The sequence below is a fragment of the Hyphomonas sp. J20-32 genome (assembly GCF_055808555.1).
In genome coordinates this window covers 2,273,264-2,289,017 of record NZ_CM147873.1, presented here as the reverse complement: position 1 = coordinate 2,289,017, position 15,754 = coordinate 2,273,264, and the positions used below count along the sequence as shown (strand labels likewise).

15 protein-coding genes are annotated in these 15,754 nt (G+C 60.3%); 1 reads left to right on the top strand and 14 read right to left on the bottom strand.

What is annotated here, in order from left to right:
• Nucleotides 1–38 precede the first annotated feature (38 nt).
• Nucleotides 39–1,343, top strand: a complete 1,305-nt coding sequence (gene gltA / locus AC0L7I_RS11145) for a citrate synthase (protein WP_473396498.1) — start codon at nucleotides 39–41, stop codon at nucleotides 1,341–1,343.
• Here the strand turns inward: gltA and AC0L7I_RS11140 are convergent.
• The 14 genes from AC0L7I_RS11140 to rpsB all read right to left on the bottom strand — a co-directional run bounded on the left by AC0L7I_RS11140 (nucleotide 1,340) and on the right by rpsB (nucleotide 15,636).
• Entirely contained in the window at nucleotides 1,340–2,497 is a 1,158-nt protein-coding gene (locus tag AC0L7I_RS11140; RefSeq protein ID WP_473396497.1) for a lipid-A-disaccharide synthase, read from the bottom strand. The two genes, gltA and AC0L7I_RS11140, sit on opposite strands and share 4 nt — an antisense overlap.
• The gene (locus tag AC0L7I_RS11135; protein ID WP_473396496.1) at nucleotides 2,494–3,339 is read right to left on the bottom strand and encodes an LpxI family protein; all 846 of its coding nucleotides are present in this window, start codon (nucleotides 3,337–3,339) and stop codon (nucleotides 2,494–2,496) included. The genes AC0L7I_RS11140 and AC0L7I_RS11135 overlap by 4 nt, the downstream gene beginning before the upstream one ends.
• Before the next feature lie 7 nt (nucleotides 3,340–3,346).
• Nucleotides 3,347–4,138, bottom strand: coding sequence for an acyl-ACP--UDP-N-acetylglucosamine O-acyltransferase (gene lpxA / locus AC0L7I_RS11130; protein WP_473396495.1), 792 nt, complete (start codon nucleotides 4,136–4,138; stop codon nucleotides 3,347–3,349).
• Nucleotides 4,139–4,271: 133 nt separating this feature from the next.
• On the bottom strand, nucleotides 4,272–5,288 hold the full coding sequence (lpxD, locus tag AC0L7I_RS11125) for a UDP-3-O-(3-hydroxymyristoyl)glucosamine N-acyltransferase (RefSeq protein WP_473396494.1): 1,017 nt from the start codon (nucleotides 5,286–5,288) through the stop codon (nucleotides 4,272–4,274).
• A 12-nt stretch (nucleotides 5,289–5,300) separates the two neighbouring features.
• Nucleotides 5,301–5,792 carry an OmpH/Skp family outer membrane protein gene (locus tag AC0L7I_RS11120; RefSeq protein ID WP_473399147.1) on the bottom strand — a complete coding sequence of 164 codons (492 nt, stop codon included), beginning with the start codon at nucleotides 5,790–5,792 and terminating at the stop codon, nucleotides 5,301–5,303.
• Between the two features lie 127 nt (nucleotides 5,793–5,919).
• Nucleotides 5,920–8,478 (bottom strand): outer membrane protein assembly factor BamA, encoded by a 2,559-nt coding sequence (gene bamA / locus AC0L7I_RS11115; RefSeq protein ID WP_473396493.1) that lies wholly within the window; start codon nucleotides 8,476–8,478, stop codon nucleotides 5,920–5,922.
• Between the two features lie 38 nt (nucleotides 8,479–8,516).
• Nucleotides 8,517–9,686, bottom strand: coding sequence for a M50 family metallopeptidase (locus AC0L7I_RS11110; RefSeq protein ID WP_473396492.1), 1,170 nt, complete (start codon nucleotides 9,684–9,686; stop codon nucleotides 8,517–8,519).
• 5 nt (nucleotides 9,687–9,691) lie between these two features.
• A complete protein-coding gene (gene dxr, locus AC0L7I_RS11105) occupies nucleotides 9,692–10,891 on the bottom strand; it encodes a 1-deoxy-D-xylulose-5-phosphate reductoisomerase (protein WP_473396491.1) in 1,200 nt (399 codons plus the stop codon).
• 3 nt (nucleotides 10,892–10,894) lie between these two features.
• The gene (locus AC0L7I_RS11100; protein ID WP_473396490.1) at nucleotides 10,895–11,713 is read right to left on the bottom strand and encodes a phosphatidate cytidylyltransferase; all 819 of its coding nucleotides are present in this window, start codon (nucleotides 11,711–11,713) and stop codon (nucleotides 10,895–10,897) included.
• Nucleotides 11,713–12,474: an isoprenyl transferase gene (locus AC0L7I_RS11095; RefSeq protein ID WP_473396489.1), complete on the bottom strand. Its 762-nt coding sequence runs from the start codon at nucleotides 12,472–12,474 to the stop codon at nucleotides 11,713–11,715. Before AC0L7I_RS11095 ends, AC0L7I_RS11100 begins: the two co-directional genes overlap by 1 nt.
• Complete coding sequence (gene frr / locus AC0L7I_RS11090; RefSeq protein WP_473396488.1) at nucleotides 12,474–13,028, bottom strand: ribosome recycling factor; 555 nt, start codon at nucleotides 13,026–13,028, stop codon at nucleotides 12,474–12,476. The genes AC0L7I_RS11095 and frr overlap by 1 nt, the downstream gene beginning before the upstream one ends.
• Nucleotides 13,025–13,780, bottom strand: coding sequence for a UMP kinase (gene pyrH, locus AC0L7I_RS11085; RefSeq protein WP_473396487.1), 756 nt, complete (start codon nucleotides 13,778–13,780; stop codon nucleotides 13,025–13,027). Before pyrH ends, frr begins: the two co-directional genes overlap by 4 nt.
• A gap of 112 nt (nucleotides 13,781–13,892) precedes the next feature.
• Entirely contained in the window at nucleotides 13,893–14,795 is a 903-nt protein-coding gene (gene tsf / locus AC0L7I_RS11080) for a translation elongation factor Ts (RefSeq protein WP_473396486.1), read from the bottom strand.
• Between the two features lie 40 nt (nucleotides 14,796–14,835).
• Nucleotides 14,836–15,636 carry a 30S ribosomal protein S2 gene (gene rpsB / locus AC0L7I_RS11075; RefSeq protein WP_473396485.1) on the bottom strand — a complete coding sequence of 267 codons (801 nt, stop codon included), beginning with the start codon at nucleotides 15,634–15,636 and terminating at the stop codon, nucleotides 14,836–14,838.
• Nucleotides 15,637–15,754 lie beyond the last annotated feature (118 nt).

Below are 15,754 nucleotides of genomic sequence, written 5' to 3'. Positions count from 1 at the left end.
CGCGCCGGACGGAAAACGAACAAGAAGGGCAAGATCTGATGGAAAACAAGACGAAGAATGCCGGTACCGCCAAGCTCGAGGTCGCAGGCAAGACATATGATTTGCCCGTGCTTTCGGGAACCCACGGGCCAAATGTTGTGGATGTTCGCAAGGTTTACGCTGAATCAGGACACTTTACGTTTGATCCTGGCTTCACATCGACCGCCAGCTGCGAAAGCCAAATCACATTCATTGACGGCGACGAAGGCGTCCTGCTTCACCGCGGTTATCCGATTGGCCAACTTGCTGAAAAGTCGACGTTTCCGGAAGTCTGCCACCTCATCCTGAAGGGCGAGCTGCCTACCGAAACCGAGCTCTCCGAATTCAATGCCGAAATCAAGCAACACACGCTCCTGCACACGCAAATGGACCGCTTTTTCGAAGGCTTCCGCCGTGACAGCCACCCGATGGCCATGCTGACAGGCGCCGTTGGCGCCATGGCTTCATTCTATCCGGGCGCCATGGACAGCGAAGATCCCGAGGAACGCCACCTCAGCTCCGTGCGGCTCCTCGCCAAGATGCCGACACTTTGCGCCCGCATCCTGAAATACAATATGGGCCAGAAATTCGTCGATCCGCGCAACGAATTCTCATACGCCGAAAACTTCCTCAACATGTGCTTCTCGGTGTCGGCTGAGGACTATAAGGTCGACCCGGCCATCGCTAAGGCAATGGATCGCTTCTTCATCCTGCATGCTGACCACGAGCAGAATGCCTCCACCTCGACCGTGCGTCTCGCCGGCTCGTCAGGTGCCCACCCGTTCGCCGCTGTCGCCGCCGGTGTCGCCTGTCTCTGGGGGCCCAGCCATGGCGGCGCCAACGAAGCCTGCCTCAACATGCTGCACGAAATCGGGTCGGTCGACCGGATTCCGGAATTCGTCGAAAAGGCCAAGGACAAGACAAGCGGCTTCCGCCTCATGGGCTTTGGTCACCGGGTCTACAAGAATTACGACCCGCGTGCGACCGTCATGCGCGAGTCCGCCCACGAAGTCCTCGACCTGCTCGGCCTCAAGGACCAGCCGATCCTGAAAGTCGCGATGGAACTCGAACGGATCGCGCTCGAAGACGACTATTTCGTCGAAAAGAAGCTCTACCCGAACGTCGACTTCTATTCCGGCATCATCCTTGATGCGATGGGTTTCCCGAAACAGATGTTCACTGTGCTGTTCGCGCTCGCGCGCACCGTCGGCTGGGTCGCACAACTCAACGAGATGATCGAAGACCCGACACAGCGTATCGGTCGTCCGCGCCAAATCTATACCGGCGCAGCCCAGCGCGACTACGTGCCACTGGCCAACCGCTAGGCGCTGGCCTCTTCCAGAATCACGTCGGCCGCAATTTCAGCCGCATCGCGATCGCCCTCTTTCATCCGGGAGAGGGCGATTTGCTGTGCAGCCCTCTGTTCGGCCAGCGCGTCCGGATTCGTCAGCCAGTAGAGAGCGTGCGCCGCAATCAGGTCCGGTGTCTGCCGTGTCTGCACGAATTCCGGCACGATCTCCTGATCATCACTGACAATGTTCAGCAGCGTGATATGGCGTTTCTGATAAAGAAATCCGCGCGCCAGCGACCACGTCACCCAGCCGGTCTTGTAGGCCACAATCATCGGCGTACCCTGCATCGCGAGTTCGCTCGTGACCGTACCTGAACAGGCCAGCGCCAGGTCTGCAGCAGCCATCGCATCATAACGCTCCGATGTATCAGACGACACGGTTGCCCAATCGGCGACATCGGGAAATGCGACCGCGAACTGCGCCGCAACGCTCGCAGCCGGGGCAATAATGATTTCCCGCGCCGGATCGGACTCCTTGATGATCCGCGCCGCTTCCACCAGTGCTGGCGCGACGCGCTTGATCTCGCTGGAACGGCTGCCGGGCAGCACGAGCACGACCTGAGACTCCTCTGCGATACCATGTGCCTTGCGAAACACCTCGCGCTCGCCCCATTGGTGTCGTGACAGTGCCGGGTTGCCGATAACCGTCGTCTTCAGGTCGAACGGTTCGTAATACGGCGCTTCGATCTCGTGCATGCAGAGCAGGTGATCCACCGTCGCCGCCAGGGTTTTGGCCCGTCCCGGACGCGTCGCCCAGACTTGCGGCCCGATCAATTTGACCAGCCTGATATGCGGCGCCCGCGCCCGTACACGCTGGGCCACCCGCAGCATGAAGCCCCAGGAATCCACCAGTACGACCACGTCCGGCGCATCGGCTATGATCGCATCCGCCGCGATGTCAGCCAGTTTGACCACGGTGCCGTACGCTCTCAATCCTTCAAAAAGGCCGAGAACCGACAGCGGAGAAATATCGATCGGCGAGACAATCCCGACGGATGCCATTTCGGCTCCGCCAATACCCGAAACGTGTACATCGGGCTGCTTCACCCGGATCGTGCTGATCACTTCACGCGCCAGCAGGTCGCCTGAGGATTCGGCCGCCACGAAATAGAGGCGCGGGGCGGTCATGCGCCTAGCCCGGGATCAAAGCCGTAAATGAACACGCCCAGCCTTTCGGCAGCGGCCTGCATCTCCGCACGGCCCAGCATCAGCGCACCACCCGCCTCGACGGCGAGGCCCGCCAGGCCCGCAGCAGCCACTTTCTCCACCGTCGAGACGCCAACGGTCGGCATGTCGATCCGCCGCTCCTGGGTTGGCTTGGGCCGTTTGACCAGGACGCCCCTCCGCGCCGCGCCCGTGCCACGGATAGCCTCTGGCAGCGCGGCACAGCGCTCGAGCATGGCGTCCGTACCCTCCTGGGCCTCGACCGCGAGCACCAAGCCCTCGCACACGACACATCCCTGCCCGATATCCAGATCGCCCAGCGCGGCCACCACGTGCGCACCACGGGCAATATCCGACATGGCAGCCTCGGACGGAGCGGGTCCGCCCACAAGGCCTGGCGGTGCCAGCAAGGCAGCGTGGGCGGTATCAGAGCCAATCACATTGAACCCCTGTTTCTCCACTTCCTTCACCATCAGCCGCAGCAAGGCGTCATCGCCCTTGCCAGCCTCAGCCAGCACTTTTGGCAGCAGCGCGGCGCCGCGCAAGTCCAGTTTCAGGTCCTTGAAATTGGGACGCTTCACGATCCCGGCAAACAGTACGTCCTGGCAGCCGGCCTGCTTGAGCAGCGAAAACAGTTTGCCGATTTCACCCAGTCCGACCACCGCGCCCGGAAACGCTGTAAGGCGGGGCTCTTCAAAACCCTTCAGGCGCAGGACGTAAACACCCTGCCCGGTCGCGACCGCATTCTCGGCAATAGCGACCGGCAGGTCGCCAAGGCCGGCTATGAGTCCGAGAGGCGCTACCATGATGCCGTCACCCGGGCTTGCAGATGGGCCGCCCATCCGCCGAAAGCACAAAATCGATGATCTCCATGGCCAGTGGCTTGTCCTTGAACGTAACGGCAGCGGCAGCCAGCCTGTCTTTGAACAGGCCGTCCCCGGTGAACACGGCCTTGTAGGCGCTGCGGATCTCGTGCAGCTGCGCCTTGTCATAGCCGCGCCGTTTCAGGCCCACCATGTTCAGCCCTGACAATTTGGCATGGTTCCCGATCACAGACCCGAACGGGATCACGTCCTCCACAAGGATGGCCCCACCGCCAATGAAGGCGTTCCGTCCGATCCGCGTGAACTGGTGCACCGCAGCCAGTCCACCGAACCAGACATTGTCCCCGATCTCGACATGTCCGGCGATCGCCACCCCGTTGGCGATCACGATGTCATTGCCCAGTGTGCAATCATGCGCGACGTGGGCACCGACCATGATGAAACACTTGTTTCCCACACGCGTCACACCGCCGAGTTTCGGCACTCCGGCATGCACTGTCGCATGTTCGCGCAGCGTGCAGTCATCCCCAATCTCGAGGCGCGACTCCGGCACCTCCTTGAATCCCAGCACTTGGGGGACATCACCAAGGACGGCATGGGCATGCACCGTGCAATTGCGCCCAAGCCTGGTGTGGCCGTTTACCACGACATGCGAACGCAGTTGGGTCTGGTCTCCGATAACGGCGTGAGCACCCACTAGGCAGAACGGACCGATCCGGACCCCTTCGCCGAGTTCAGCGCCGGGCTCCACGATCGCAGAGGGGTGAATTTCAACTGGCATTTATTCGGTCCGGAGCTTCCATTGAAAATGGCGTTCTTGCTGAAACGTGCGCGCAGGCAACTGTCTTTGATAGGCTTTTCGGTAGATTTGCCTGTTTCCGCAACCGGGACAAGCGATCCGGCGCGCCGGACGCTCAGGAGCTCTTTTTGGGATTGGCCTGTTTCTGCACCCAGGCGATTTCCCGCATCCATTGCCGGACCGGCTTGGCTGGCGTGCCGCCCCAGGTTTCGCCTGGCTCAATATCCCGGAATACGCCCGACGACGCCGCCAGGCTGACACCGTCGCCAACCTTGACGTGATCGGCAATCCCGACCCGTCCGCCAATTCGCGCACCGTCGCCGACAAGGACAGACCCCGATATGCCGCCGAATGCGGCCATGACCACGCTGCGGCCGAACACGACATTGTGGGCGATCTGGCAGAGATTATCGATCTTGGTCCGCTCGCCCACGATCGTGTCGTCAAAAACGCCACGATCAATACAGCTATTGGCTCCAATCGTGACATGGTCCTGCAGGATGACCCGTCCGAAGTGCGGCGCATCTTCCATGCCGTTCGGCCCGCCTGTCACGCCGAACCCGGATTCCCCGATGCGCGCACCTGACAACAGGGTTACATGGTCTCCGACGAGCGAGCAGAATATCGAGACGTTCGCGCCGATCCGGCAATTGCGCCCGACCTGCACGCCCGGACCGATCACGGAATTGGCGCCAATCGTTGCGCCTTCACCAATCGTCGCGCCCGGCCCGACAACGGCGCCGGGCGACAGGATGGCTTCCGGATGCACCTTGGCGTCTGCGGCAATACGCTCGTCCGCACGCCACACGAGGTGCCGGGGCTGGAACATTGCGTAGGCGACGATACCGTGGAAGTGGCGCGGCAAAGGCGTCAGGAGATAAGGCATGCCGGCCGGAACATGCGGCAGGTTCGCCTCATTTACGATCAGCGCCGATACATCCGCCGAGACAGGCGGCTTGCCTTTTCCGTCTCCGTCAAGAAACGCGAGGTCTCCGGTCCGGCCTGTGGCCGAAGCGGAGACCCCATTTATCTCTACCGCCGCATCGCCATGCAGGCTCGCACCGGTCAGTTCCGCGATCTTGCCAAGCGTCTTGGCCCCCAAGGGCGCGTAGAAACGAGCATCGATCGACACGACAATCAGGTCCTATTGGGCGGGTTGCGCCGGCAGGCGCTGGCGCGACACTGCGATCGTGGGTGTCTTGGCGTCCAGTTTGCCGATCACCAATGGCGTAACGTCAACCACATCGGCGCTGAAGATGACCTGCGTTTTGGACATCACAACCTGCGCCTTTTTCTCGTTCACGACTTCCATCAGTGCGGGTTCGATCGCCTTGTTGAAGTCAATCAACGCCTGGCGCTCGGTGAGTTGGAATTCCTTGCTGACGATCTGCTGCTTCTGCGCGAACTCCTGTGCACGCTTCTGATAGGCGGTCAGCTGCGCCACGAGCGCGGTGTCGGCGGCAATCGCTTCACGGGTCTTGCCTTCGACTTTTGGCTGCAGCGCCTTGCCGTCTGTTTCGAGCGTTGCGCGGATTGGCTCCAGCTCGTTTTTCATTTGGGTCTCAAGGTTCTTCAGCTTGGTCTGAATGTCCTTGCCGGCCTTGCTCTCGCTAATAAGACGGCCTTCGTCGATCATCACGACGGTCGTGCCCTGGGCTGACGCGGCCGGAGCGGCAAAAGCAACTCCGCTCACAACAAGCGAAAGGGCAACGAGCATATGTTTGATTGGGGACATTATCGGTCTCCTGGTTAGGTGTTCTGGATTAGAAACGGGTTGAAGTTGAGAACCGGAACGTCTCGGTCCGGTCATAGTCTTCCCTGCGCAGGATCTGCGAGAAGTCGAAGCGAATGGGACCGAAAGGTGAATCCCAGAATACGCTCAGACCGGCAGACGCCCGCAGGGATGTGGCGTCCTTGGTGACACGCACGGCCGGAAGGCCGGTCTGCGGATCCGTAAAGTAAACTGTCGGGCTGATGTCGGGTCCCCGGAGGGTCCCGAGGGCGCCGACGTCGGCGAACAGGGCACTTTTGATGCCATATTCCTCTGGAAAGACGCTTGGCAGGCTAAGCTCGAATGTGCCCTGGTAGTACGTATTGCCCCCTTGCGAGTTCAGGCGGCGTGTTGCCACGATTTCGCCTGTTGCCGGGTCGACCACTCGTACGACTTCGCGTGGGCCGAGACCGGCCACGTCAAATCCGCGGAATGAGCTGCCGCCCCGGAAGAAACGGTTGTTGATCCGGATGCCCTGGCCATTTTCAAGCGGGAAGACATACCCGGCTGACAAACGGGCGCTGGCAATGACATCTTTCCAGATGCCACGGTACATGGATGCGCTCGTTTCCGTGCGCAGGTATTTCACGTCGCCGCCAAGGCCGGCAGCTTCCTGGCTGAAACGGAAATCAAATCCACGCGTCGGCTGGATAGGATCGTTTGTCCGGTCCCAGAAGAAGCTGTAGCCGACAATGCTCGAAATCTCGTTGCGCTCGGACCGGCAATTGGAATCGCGCAGCAGGTAGAGCGGGTCACACTGGTCGACAATAACGAGTTCATTCGGGAAGTCTTCAACCGTTGCCAATCGATACACATCGTCTGTCGCATCGTCAGGCGTATCGGCGCCAGCTGTCTGGACAGTACGCGTCGATGTGAATCGTGTGACCGTATCCAGAAGAATGTCAAAATCCGGAATTTCCACGTCATCCGATTGAATCTTGTAGCTGAGACCAAGCTGCATCCGCTCGGTCAGCGGGAATCCGACGCGCAAGCCTGCACCGATCGTCTCGGCCGTGTAGCTGCCATAGTCCTTGAAATCCTGCTTCGTCGCGAACACATCGACGCCAGCTGATAGATTTCGATCGAGGAAACGCGGCTCCGTGAAGCGCAGGTCCACGACCTGTTGACGGCTAGATGTAGATACTCGGGCCACAACAGACTGGCCGCGGCCACGCAGGTTGCGCTGCGACGCGCTGAGATCGAACAGGTACGAGTCGACCGACGAGAAGCCTGCGGCAAACGACAGTTCGCCGGTGGGCTGTTCGGTAACCTTGACGTCCACGATGCTCCTGTCGGGTCCGTCGCCGGGCGTCTCGACGATTTCGACGTCCTTGAAGTAACCCAGCGAGCGCACACGGTTCTTCGACCGGTCGAGCAGGATACGGTTGAATGCATCGCCTTCGGAAATACGCAACTCACGGCGGATAACCCGGTCCAGAGTCTGCGTATTGCCGACGATATTGATCCGTTCAATGTAGACGCGCGGGCCTTCGTCGACTGCAAATGTCACGTCGATGCGGCCTGTCTCGGGGTTCACATCCAGCTGCGGACGGATATCCACGAACGCGTAACCGGCAATGCCGGCAGCATAGGTCAGCGTGTCGATTGTCGTTTCGATCAGGTTACCCTTGAACAGGTCGCCTTCCTGGATCGGCACAGCCGAGCGCAGGGCGTCAGCGTTCAGCTTTTCAAGGGCCGTTTCGACTTTCACGACGCCGAAATCATATTGGCGACCTTCATCGATCGTCATCGTGATGTAGAAATCTTTTTGATCTGGCGTCAGTTCGGCAACTGCCGATGTAACCCTGAAATCATAGTAGCCATTGTTTTGGTAGAATTCACGCAGCTTCTCGCGGTCATATTCCAGCCGGCCCGGATCGTAGTTGTCGTTGGAACTGAAGAAGCGCCACAGGCGTGACTGGCGCGTGACAATCTCGCTGCGCAGGCGCGAGTCGGAATAGTCCTTGTTGCCGATGAAATTGATCGAACGGACACCTGTGACCGGGCCTTCCGTGATCTCGAAAACGAGATCGACGCGGTTCTGCTCCAGCGGCTTGTATTGCGGCTCGACCTTGGCGGCGAAACGGCCGGATTGGCGATACAGTTCGAGAATGCGCTGGACATCCGCCTGCACGCGCGCTGCGGTGAAGATACCCCGCGGTGCGGCCTGAATTTCTTCCTTGAACTTGTCGTCCTTGAGCGCCCGGTTGCCCTCGAAAATCACGCGGTTGATGATCGGGTTTTCAACCACGCGCACCAGCAGGTCGTCTCCGTTCCGGTCAATCGACACGTCTGCGAACAGATTTGTCGCGAACAGTGTCTTGAGCGACAGGTCGATGCGTTCGGCATCAAACGGATCGCCCGGCTCGACAAGAAGGTATGATTGCACGGTGCGAGCTTCGATACGCTGATTGCCCTCCACGAGGATCGAGCGGATCGTGCCGCCATAGCGACTGTCTTCCTGCGCCTCTGCGGTATTGATCAGCCCTGGCAGGACAACAAACGCAAAAACGCTGGTCGCCATGAAGGTTGCTGCAAGGAACTTACGCATCGTGGAAATACTCTCTGATTAGCTTCGGGACGGTCGGATCAGCCGCCCGCTCCCCCGAACAAGCCGGTCTCGATGATGTCACCCCACGTGATCACCACCACCATTCCCAATAACAGGATCAAACCGAATGTCAGGCTGATCTCCTGTACTTTTTCGGGCAGTTCTCTCCCCATTACGGCCTCATAAGCATGAAAGACCAAGTGTCCGCCATCCAGCACTGGCAGTGGCAACAGGTTGAAGAACCCGACGCCCACTGAAATCGCGGCACAAATGCTTAGCAGCATCCAGAACAATTGTTCCACACGCTGCGCGCGGGTGAGTTCGCTCTGGCTCCAGACCTTGTTCACAACCCGGCGGGAAATATCGCCGATGCCGACAGGCCCGGTCATGGCGTTGAAGGACATCTTGCCGGTCACGATACGAGTCAGCATCGTGACGGTGCGGTCAATCGTTGCGCCTGTTTCGATTACGCCGGCGCCCAGCGCCTCAAGCGGATTGTACCGGGTGCGTTCGCCAATCTCCAGGCCAGCAAGACCGACACCGATCGTGCTTTGCGGCACCATCTGGCCGAACTCGTTCTCGCGCACGACTTCATCCGGCGTCACTTTCAAGCTCACCGGCTCGCCGTCACGCAGGACGTCGAAAGTCATTTCTTTGTTGGGATTGAGCATGATCGGAATGGTAATGTCCTGCGCATCGGTAACGGCGTCGCCATTGATCGCGACGAAGGCGTCACCCGCTTTCAGGCCGCCTCGCTCGGCAGGGGACCCGGCGACGACATTCGCAATTCCAACAGTGTAATTGGCCTTGCCGTGGGTGCCGAGGATCAACGAGAAGATCAGGCTGGCCAGCACGAAGTTTGCAAATGGCCCGGCGAGGCTGACAAGCGAACGCTGCCAGACAGCAAGTTTGTTATAGGCCTTGCCCTGAGGTCCCTGCTCCAGCTTGCCCACGTCACCCGGCAGCTGGCTCTCGCCGACGAACTTGACGAACCCGCCAAGCGGAATCCAGTTGATACGCCAGCGCGTGCCGACCCTGTCCTTGCGTTCGTAAACGGGCCTGCCGAAACCGATGGAAAAGGATTCAACCGCCGCGCCAAATACCCTGCCAACAAGATAGTGACCGAGTTCGTGCACGATCACCACGATCCCCATCATGAAAATGAGGCAGGCAATGAAAAGCGGGCCTTGGCTAAGAAGCTGTCCCAAACGACTTATCCTCCTGCCCGGCTCGGGGCCTTTTTCAGCAACTCGGCCGCCATTTCACGTCCGAACCGGTCCAGATAAGCTATTTCATCCAGCGTGTCACAGCCCAAAGAGGACTTGTTGCCAGAAGAAAAGCGACTCAACACTTCCTCTACAACCCAGCTTATGTCCAGAAAACCGCATTGGCCCGCAATAAATGCAGAAACCGCCAGTTCATTAGCGCAATTTAATACGGTCGTGCCCCCCGACCCGAGGGCAATCGCGCGCCGCGCGAGTTCGATCGCTGGAAAGCGCGCGGCATCCACTTCCGCAAAGTCCAGGCTGCCCAGGGCGGCCAGGTCCAGGCGCGCGACGTTCGTTGCCACCCGGTCGGGCCAGCCCAGCGCATAGGAAATCGGTGCGCGCATGTCGGGCATGCTGAGTTGGGCAATGACAGAGCCGTCCGTGAAGTGCGCCATGCCATGAACAATCGATTGGGGATGGATCAGGACATCGATCTGGTCTGCCGCCACGTCGAACAGGTAGGCTGCCTCGATGAATTCCAGCGCCTTGTTCATCAAGGTCGCGCTATCGATGGAATTCTTGATCCCCATGTCCCAATTCGGGTGTGCCGCCGCCTGCGCGGGTGTCGCGCCAGCCATCTGGCTCAGGCTTGCCGTTCGGAACGGCCCCCCCGACGCTGTAATCGTCAATTTTTCAAGTGACTTGCCGTCGCCCAGCGCCTGGAAGATGCCGCTATGCTCGGAATCGACCGGCAGCACTCGCGCGCCCGTCCGGGCCGCTTCAGAAAGAATCAGCTTTCCGCCACAGACGATGCTTTCCTTGTTGGCAATCGCGACGTCCGTGCCTTGCCGGACTGCCGCCAGGGTCGATGCGAGCCCCGCCGCGCCGACAATCGCAGCCAGCACGCGGTCACATGGCCGGGTCGCCGCTTCGGTAACGGCATCAAGACCGCCGGCTGTTTCAATGCCGGTTCCGGCGAGGCGATCTCTCAAATCAGACAGCTTTGTCACATCTGCAATCACCGCGATCTGGGGTCGAAATTCAATCGCCTGGCGTGCAAGCGTTTCGGAATCCCTTCCGGCTGTCAGTGCAACGATTTCAAAGGGCGTGTCGCCAGCAGCGTTGGCCTGTGCGACGACATCCAGTGCTGACGTGCCGATCGAGCCCGTGGAGCCCATGATGGAAATGCGTCTGGGAGCCGTCATGCTTCAGAATCCAAGCGCGCCTGGAAATCCCGGAAAGGCATACAGGGCCAGCGATCCGAAAATGCATACCGCGCCCAGGCCGTCGACCCGGTCCAGAACACCGCCATGGCCCGGCAACAGGGTACCGGCATCCTTGACCTTGAAGCGCCGCTTCAGCCCGCTTTCGAACAGGTCGCCGATCTGCGCTGTCACCGAAATTGCAACACCAGTTGCAATCCAGACCGGAAAAGAGGCCATTTCGATATCAGCCGCCGCTAGGCCGCACAGGCCGCAAGCCGCAACAGCGCCCAGTGCGCCGCTCCACGTCTTGTTCGGGCTTTCGCTTGGAAGCAGGCGCGGGCCGCCGAGGCCCCGCCCGGTGAAATAGGCTGCAGCATCGGACGCCCACACGAATGACATGAAAAACAGGGCGGCTGCCCGGCCATCCCAAGGACCCTCACGCAGCAAATAAAGGCTTGCGGCCATGGCCGTCACATAGACCAGCCCGAACGCAGCCGTCCATCGGACACGAAAGCCACCGACAGCCGTTGCGGCACAGAAAACCACACCGCCGACAATCACGAGTGCGCTGAGCCAGAGCAATCCTATCGGCAGGCTCAGGCAGAACAAAGCCGCCGCCAACGCCATGGCCTTGCCGTGTGGAAACGCACTGATCTGGCTCCATTCCAGCGCCATGACGGTGCCAAACACAGCGCAGCCGATCGCCAGCCACCAGCCGCCCGCCCATACCATTGCAATGGCAACTGGGATCAGCACCGCCGCCGACATCAGTCGGAGCCCAAGTTCCGAAAAGCGCCGATCGCGCGGCGTCCAGTCTCCCATCAGGCTGCCCCAGGTGAAACTGCGCCAAACCGGCGTTCACGCTCATGGTACTTTGCCAGGGCCTCTTCCAGGCACGACCGGTCGAAGTCCGGCCAAAGCACGTCCATGAAAACGAGTTCCGAATAGGCACATTGCCACAACAGGAAATTGCTCAGCCGGTATTCGCCGCTGGTGCGGATCAACAGGTCGGGATCCGGCATCGAATCAGTGTCGAGAAATCCGGCGAATGATTTCTCGTTCACGTCGTCCGGCATCAGGCGGCCGGATGCCACCTCGTCTGCCACGCGTCGGGCCGCACGGGCGATTTCTTCCCGGCCACCATAATTGAACGCAATCGTCAGGAAAAACTTGCTGTTGGCGGCAGTCTCGCGCTCGGCCTTTTCGACCAGGACGGCGACGTCGTCTGGCAAACCGTCGCGAAGCCCGATCACGCGAATGCGGACGCCTTCCTGCGTCAACCGGGCCAGGTCGCGTTGCACATAGGCCTTCAACAGGCCGAACAATGCATTCACTTCAGCAGCCGGTCGCCGCCAGTTCTCTGTGGAAAAGGAAAACACCGTAAGATATCGGATACCGAGCTCGCCTGCGGCCTCCACGGTCCGCCTGAGGGCTTCAACGCCCCGTTCATGCCCGGCCGCCCGCGGCAGGCCTCTGGCCTTGGCCCACCGTCCGTTGCCGTCCATGATGATCGCGACATGCGAAAGGCCCGGCTGCTGCCCCGACACGATACTGGTGACATCAGAGGCAGACGCTGCAGCCATCAGACTTGCATGATCTCCGCTTCTTTGGCTTTCAGCGCTTCATCGACGCGGCCGACGAACGTGTCTGTCAGCTTCTGGACTTCGTCGGACAGGCCATGGAGCTTGTCCTCGCTGATCTCGCCGTCCTTTTCCATTTTTTTCAGGCTGTCCATACCGTCGCGACGGATATTGCGCACCGCAACCTTGGCAGCCTCGGCATACTTGCCGGCAATCTTTGTCAGTTCGACACGGCGCTCTTCGTTGAGCGGCGGGATCGGAATGCGCAGGGTCTGGCCGTCCATGACCGGGTTCAGGCCAAGGCCCGACTCGCGGATCGCGCGGTCGGTGGCGCCGACCACCGTCTTGTCCCAGACATTGACCGACAGCATGCGCATGTCGGTCACCGACACGGATGCCACCTGCGACAAGGGCACAGTCGATCCGTAGGCAGGCACCTGGATGGAATCGAGCAGGTTCACGGAAGCCCGGCCTGTCCGCAAGCCGCTGAACTCGGTCGAAAGAGAGGTGATTGCACCCTCCATCCGGCGTTCCAGGTCTTTTTTGTTGTAGGTCATTTCGCGACCCCTCCCTTGTTCGAAATCGTTGTCGACGTGCCCCGACCGTGCAGCACGTTCAGCAGCGAACCCTCTTCCTTGAGCGAGAAGACCACAATCGGGATGTTATTGTCACGCATCAGGCTGACTGCAGACGAATCCATGACGCGCAGGTCCTTCACGAGAAGCTCCTGATAGGCAATCTCGTCATAGCGCGTCGCGGTGCTGTCGAGCTTCGGATCGGCCGTGTAGACCCCGTCAACCTGCGTGCCCTTGAGCAAGGCGTCGCAATTCATTTCGATCGCCCGCAGGGCGGCGCCTGTATCGGTTGTGAAGAACGGGTTGCCTATACCGGCGGCAAAAATGACGACCCGGCCCTTTTCCATATGCCGCTGCGCGCGCCGCCGGATATAGGGTTCGCAGATCTGGTCCATCATGATCGCGGACTGTACCCGTGTCGGCACGCCCTGGGTTTCAAGCACGCTTTGCATGGCCAGCGCATTCATCACTGTTGCCAGCATGCCCATGCTGTCGGCCTGCGCCCGTTCCATGCCCTTGGCGGCGCCCGCCATGCCCCGGAAGATGTTGCCGCCGCCAATGACGAGGCAGATTTCCGCCCCGGCTGCGCGCGCATTCGCGATGGCCTTGGCAAATTTTTCGACGGTGGGGATATCGATACCGAACTGGCCGGGGCCCATCAGCGCCTCGCCGGACAGTTTCAGAAGCACGCGCTTGTACTTGAGCGGGCTCTCTTCCGGATTCTCGCCTGCCATAGCTTTCTCCGTCAAATAAAGCCCTGAATAGAGCTCCTAAAAGATTCCCGGCTGCCTGTCATGGGCAGCCGGGATGTTTTAACGCCTCAGGACGGGCCAAAGGCAAGCCTGTTCAGCTGCCTTTTGTGAGCGAAGCCACTTCGTCTGCGAAGTTATCCGCAGCTTTTTCGACGCCTTCACCCAGCTTGAAGTGGACAAAGCCGACCAGTGTCGCGCCCTGGTCCTTGAGATAGGCCGAAACCGTCTGGTCCGGGTTCATGACGAAAGGCTGCTCCAGAAGGACGACTTCCTTGTAGAACTTCTGCATCCGGCCCTTGATCATGCCTTCGATGATGTTGTCGGGCTTGCCGCTTTCACGGGCCTGCTCGGTCAGGACACGCTTTTCGGTCTCGACCAAGGTAGGGTCGAGTTCAGCCGTCGTGGCCGCTGCAGGTGAGGTCGCCGCGATGTGCATCGCAATCTTGCGGCCGATGTCTTCGAGGTCGCCTGAGCCCGAGAGCGCAACCAGGACGCCAACCTTGCCCATGCCAGCCGTTTCGGCGTTGTGGATGTAGGAGGCAACCTTGTCGGCAGTGAGCTTGGCCGAACGGCGCAAGGTCATGTTCTCGCCGATCTTGGCGATCATCCGCTTGATCATGTCGTCGACCGTGCCGTCGCCTTCTGGCGCAGGCGCAGCAGCGACCGCTTCAATCGTACCGTCGGTGCCGAGCGCGGCTTCAGTGATGCCTGAAAGGGCTTTCTGGAAGCCTTCATTGCGCGCCACGAAGTCCGTCTCAGCGTTCAGTTCAACGATCGCGCCCGACTTGCCGTCAGCCGAAACTTTCACGGCCACGAGGCCATCAGCAGCTGTGCGGCCTGACTTCTTGGCAGCCTTGGACAGGCCTTTGGCGCGCAGCCATTCGATGGCGGCTTCTTCGTTGCCATCGTTCTCGACGAGGGCTTTTTTCGCATCCATCATGCCTGCGCCGGTCTTGTCGCGCAGTTCCTTGACGAGCGCAGCTGTAATCTGGGCCATTGCGGTTATCCTTCAGTGTAAACGTTCAATCCCGGGGCGATCAGGCGCCCGTTGCATCTTCCTTGGGTTCGCCTTCTGCCGCGGCGACGTCAGCCTCAACCATGCCCTCGATATCTTCGAGCGCACCGAGGTCGACGCCAAGGCCGGCCGTCGATTCGGCGAGGCCATCAAGCACCGCGTCAGCGAACAGGTTGCAGTATAGCGAAATTGCGCGTGCGGCGTCGTCATTGCCCGCGAACCCGTAATCGGCATCTGCCGGATCGCAGTTCGTGTCGAGCACGGCGACGACCGGGATGCCCAGCTTGCGGGCTTCCATGACGGCGATGGATTCCTTGTTCGTATCGATCACGATCATCGCAGCCGGCAGGCCGCCCATGTCGGCGATACCGCCCAGAGCGCGCTGAAGCTTGTCGCGGCGACGCTGCAGGTCGAGCAATTCTTTCTTGGTCAGACCTTCGCCGCCGCCACTTTCGAACATCGCATTGAGTTCTTTGAGTTGCTTGATCGACTTGGACACGGTGGCCCAGTTGGTCAGCGTGCCGCCGAGCCAGCGATGGTTCATGTAGTACTGTGCGCAGCGCTGGGCAGCCTCTGCAACAGGGTCAGACGCCTGGCGCTTGGTGCCGACGAACAGGACGCGGCCACCCTTGGCCACCGAGTCGCGCACGAAAACGAGCGCCTGGTGAAGGGCCGGGACAGTCTGGGACAGGTCCATGATGTGGATGCCGGAGCGCTCGCCGTAGATATACGGCTTCATGCGGGGATTCCAGCGGTGGGTCTGGTGACCGAAGTGTACGCCAGCTTCGAGCAGCTCACGCATGGTGAAGTCAGGTAGTGCCATTCTTTTTCTCCATCCGGTTAGCCTTCGCAGGTGGAACGTTGGGCCAATATGGCTTTCCGCACCGGATGCACCCGCGAAATGGTTTCAGGAAAGGCGGCTTATACAGAATTCCCCACGC

Excerpts from the sequence above, each read along its gene's own strand:
- gltA (WP_473396498.1), top strand. The coding sequence starts at position 39 with ATGGAAAACAAGACGAAGAATGCCGGTACCGCCAAGCTCGAGGTCGCA.
- bamA (WP_473396493.1), bottom strand. The coding sequence starts at position 8,478 with ATGCGTAAGTTCCTTGCAGCAACCTTCATGGCGACCAGCGTTTTTGCG.
- tsf (WP_473396486.1), bottom strand. The coding sequence starts at position 14,795 with ATGGCCCAGATTACAGCTGCGCTCGTCAAGGAACTGCGCGACAAGACC.
- lpxA (WP_473396495.1), bottom strand. The coding sequence starts at position 4,138 with ATGCCAGTTGAAATTCACCCCTCTGCGATCGTGGAGCCCGGCGCTGAA.
- dxr (WP_473396491.1), bottom strand. The coding sequence starts at position 10,891 with ATGACGGCTCCCAGACGCATTTCCATCATGGGCTCCACGGGCTCGATC.
- frr (WP_473396488.1), bottom strand. The coding sequence starts at position 13,028 with ATGACCTACAACAAAAAAGACCTGGAACGCCGGATGGAGGGTGCAATC.
- pyrH (WP_473396487.1), bottom strand. The coding sequence starts at position 13,780 with ATGGCAGGCGAGAATCCGGAAGAGAGCCCGCTCAAGTACAAGCGCGTG.
- AC0L7I_RS11120 (WP_473399147.1), bottom strand. The coding sequence starts at position 5,792 with ATGATCGACGAAGGCCGTCTTATTAGCGAGAGCAAGGCCGGCAAGGAC.
- AC0L7I_RS11140 (WP_473396497.1), bottom strand. The coding sequence starts at position 2,497 with ATGACCGCCCCGCGCCTCTATTTCGTGGCGGCCGAATCCTCAGGCGAC.
- rpsB (WP_473396485.1), bottom strand. The coding sequence starts at position 15,636 with ATGGCACTACCTGACTTCACCATGCGTGAGCTGCTCGAAGCTGGCGTA.
- AC0L7I_RS11135 (WP_473396496.1), bottom strand. The coding sequence starts at position 3,339 with ATGGTAGCGCCTCTCGGACTCATAGCCGGCCTTGGCGACCTGCCGGTC.
- AC0L7I_RS11100 (WP_473396490.1), bottom strand. The coding sequence starts at position 11,713 with ATGGGAGACTGGACGCCGCGCGATCGGCGCTTTTCGGAACTTGGGCTC.
- AC0L7I_RS11095 (WP_473396489.1), bottom strand. The coding sequence starts at position 12,474 with ATGGCTGCAGCGTCTGCCTCTGATGTCACCAGTATCGTGTCGGGGCAG.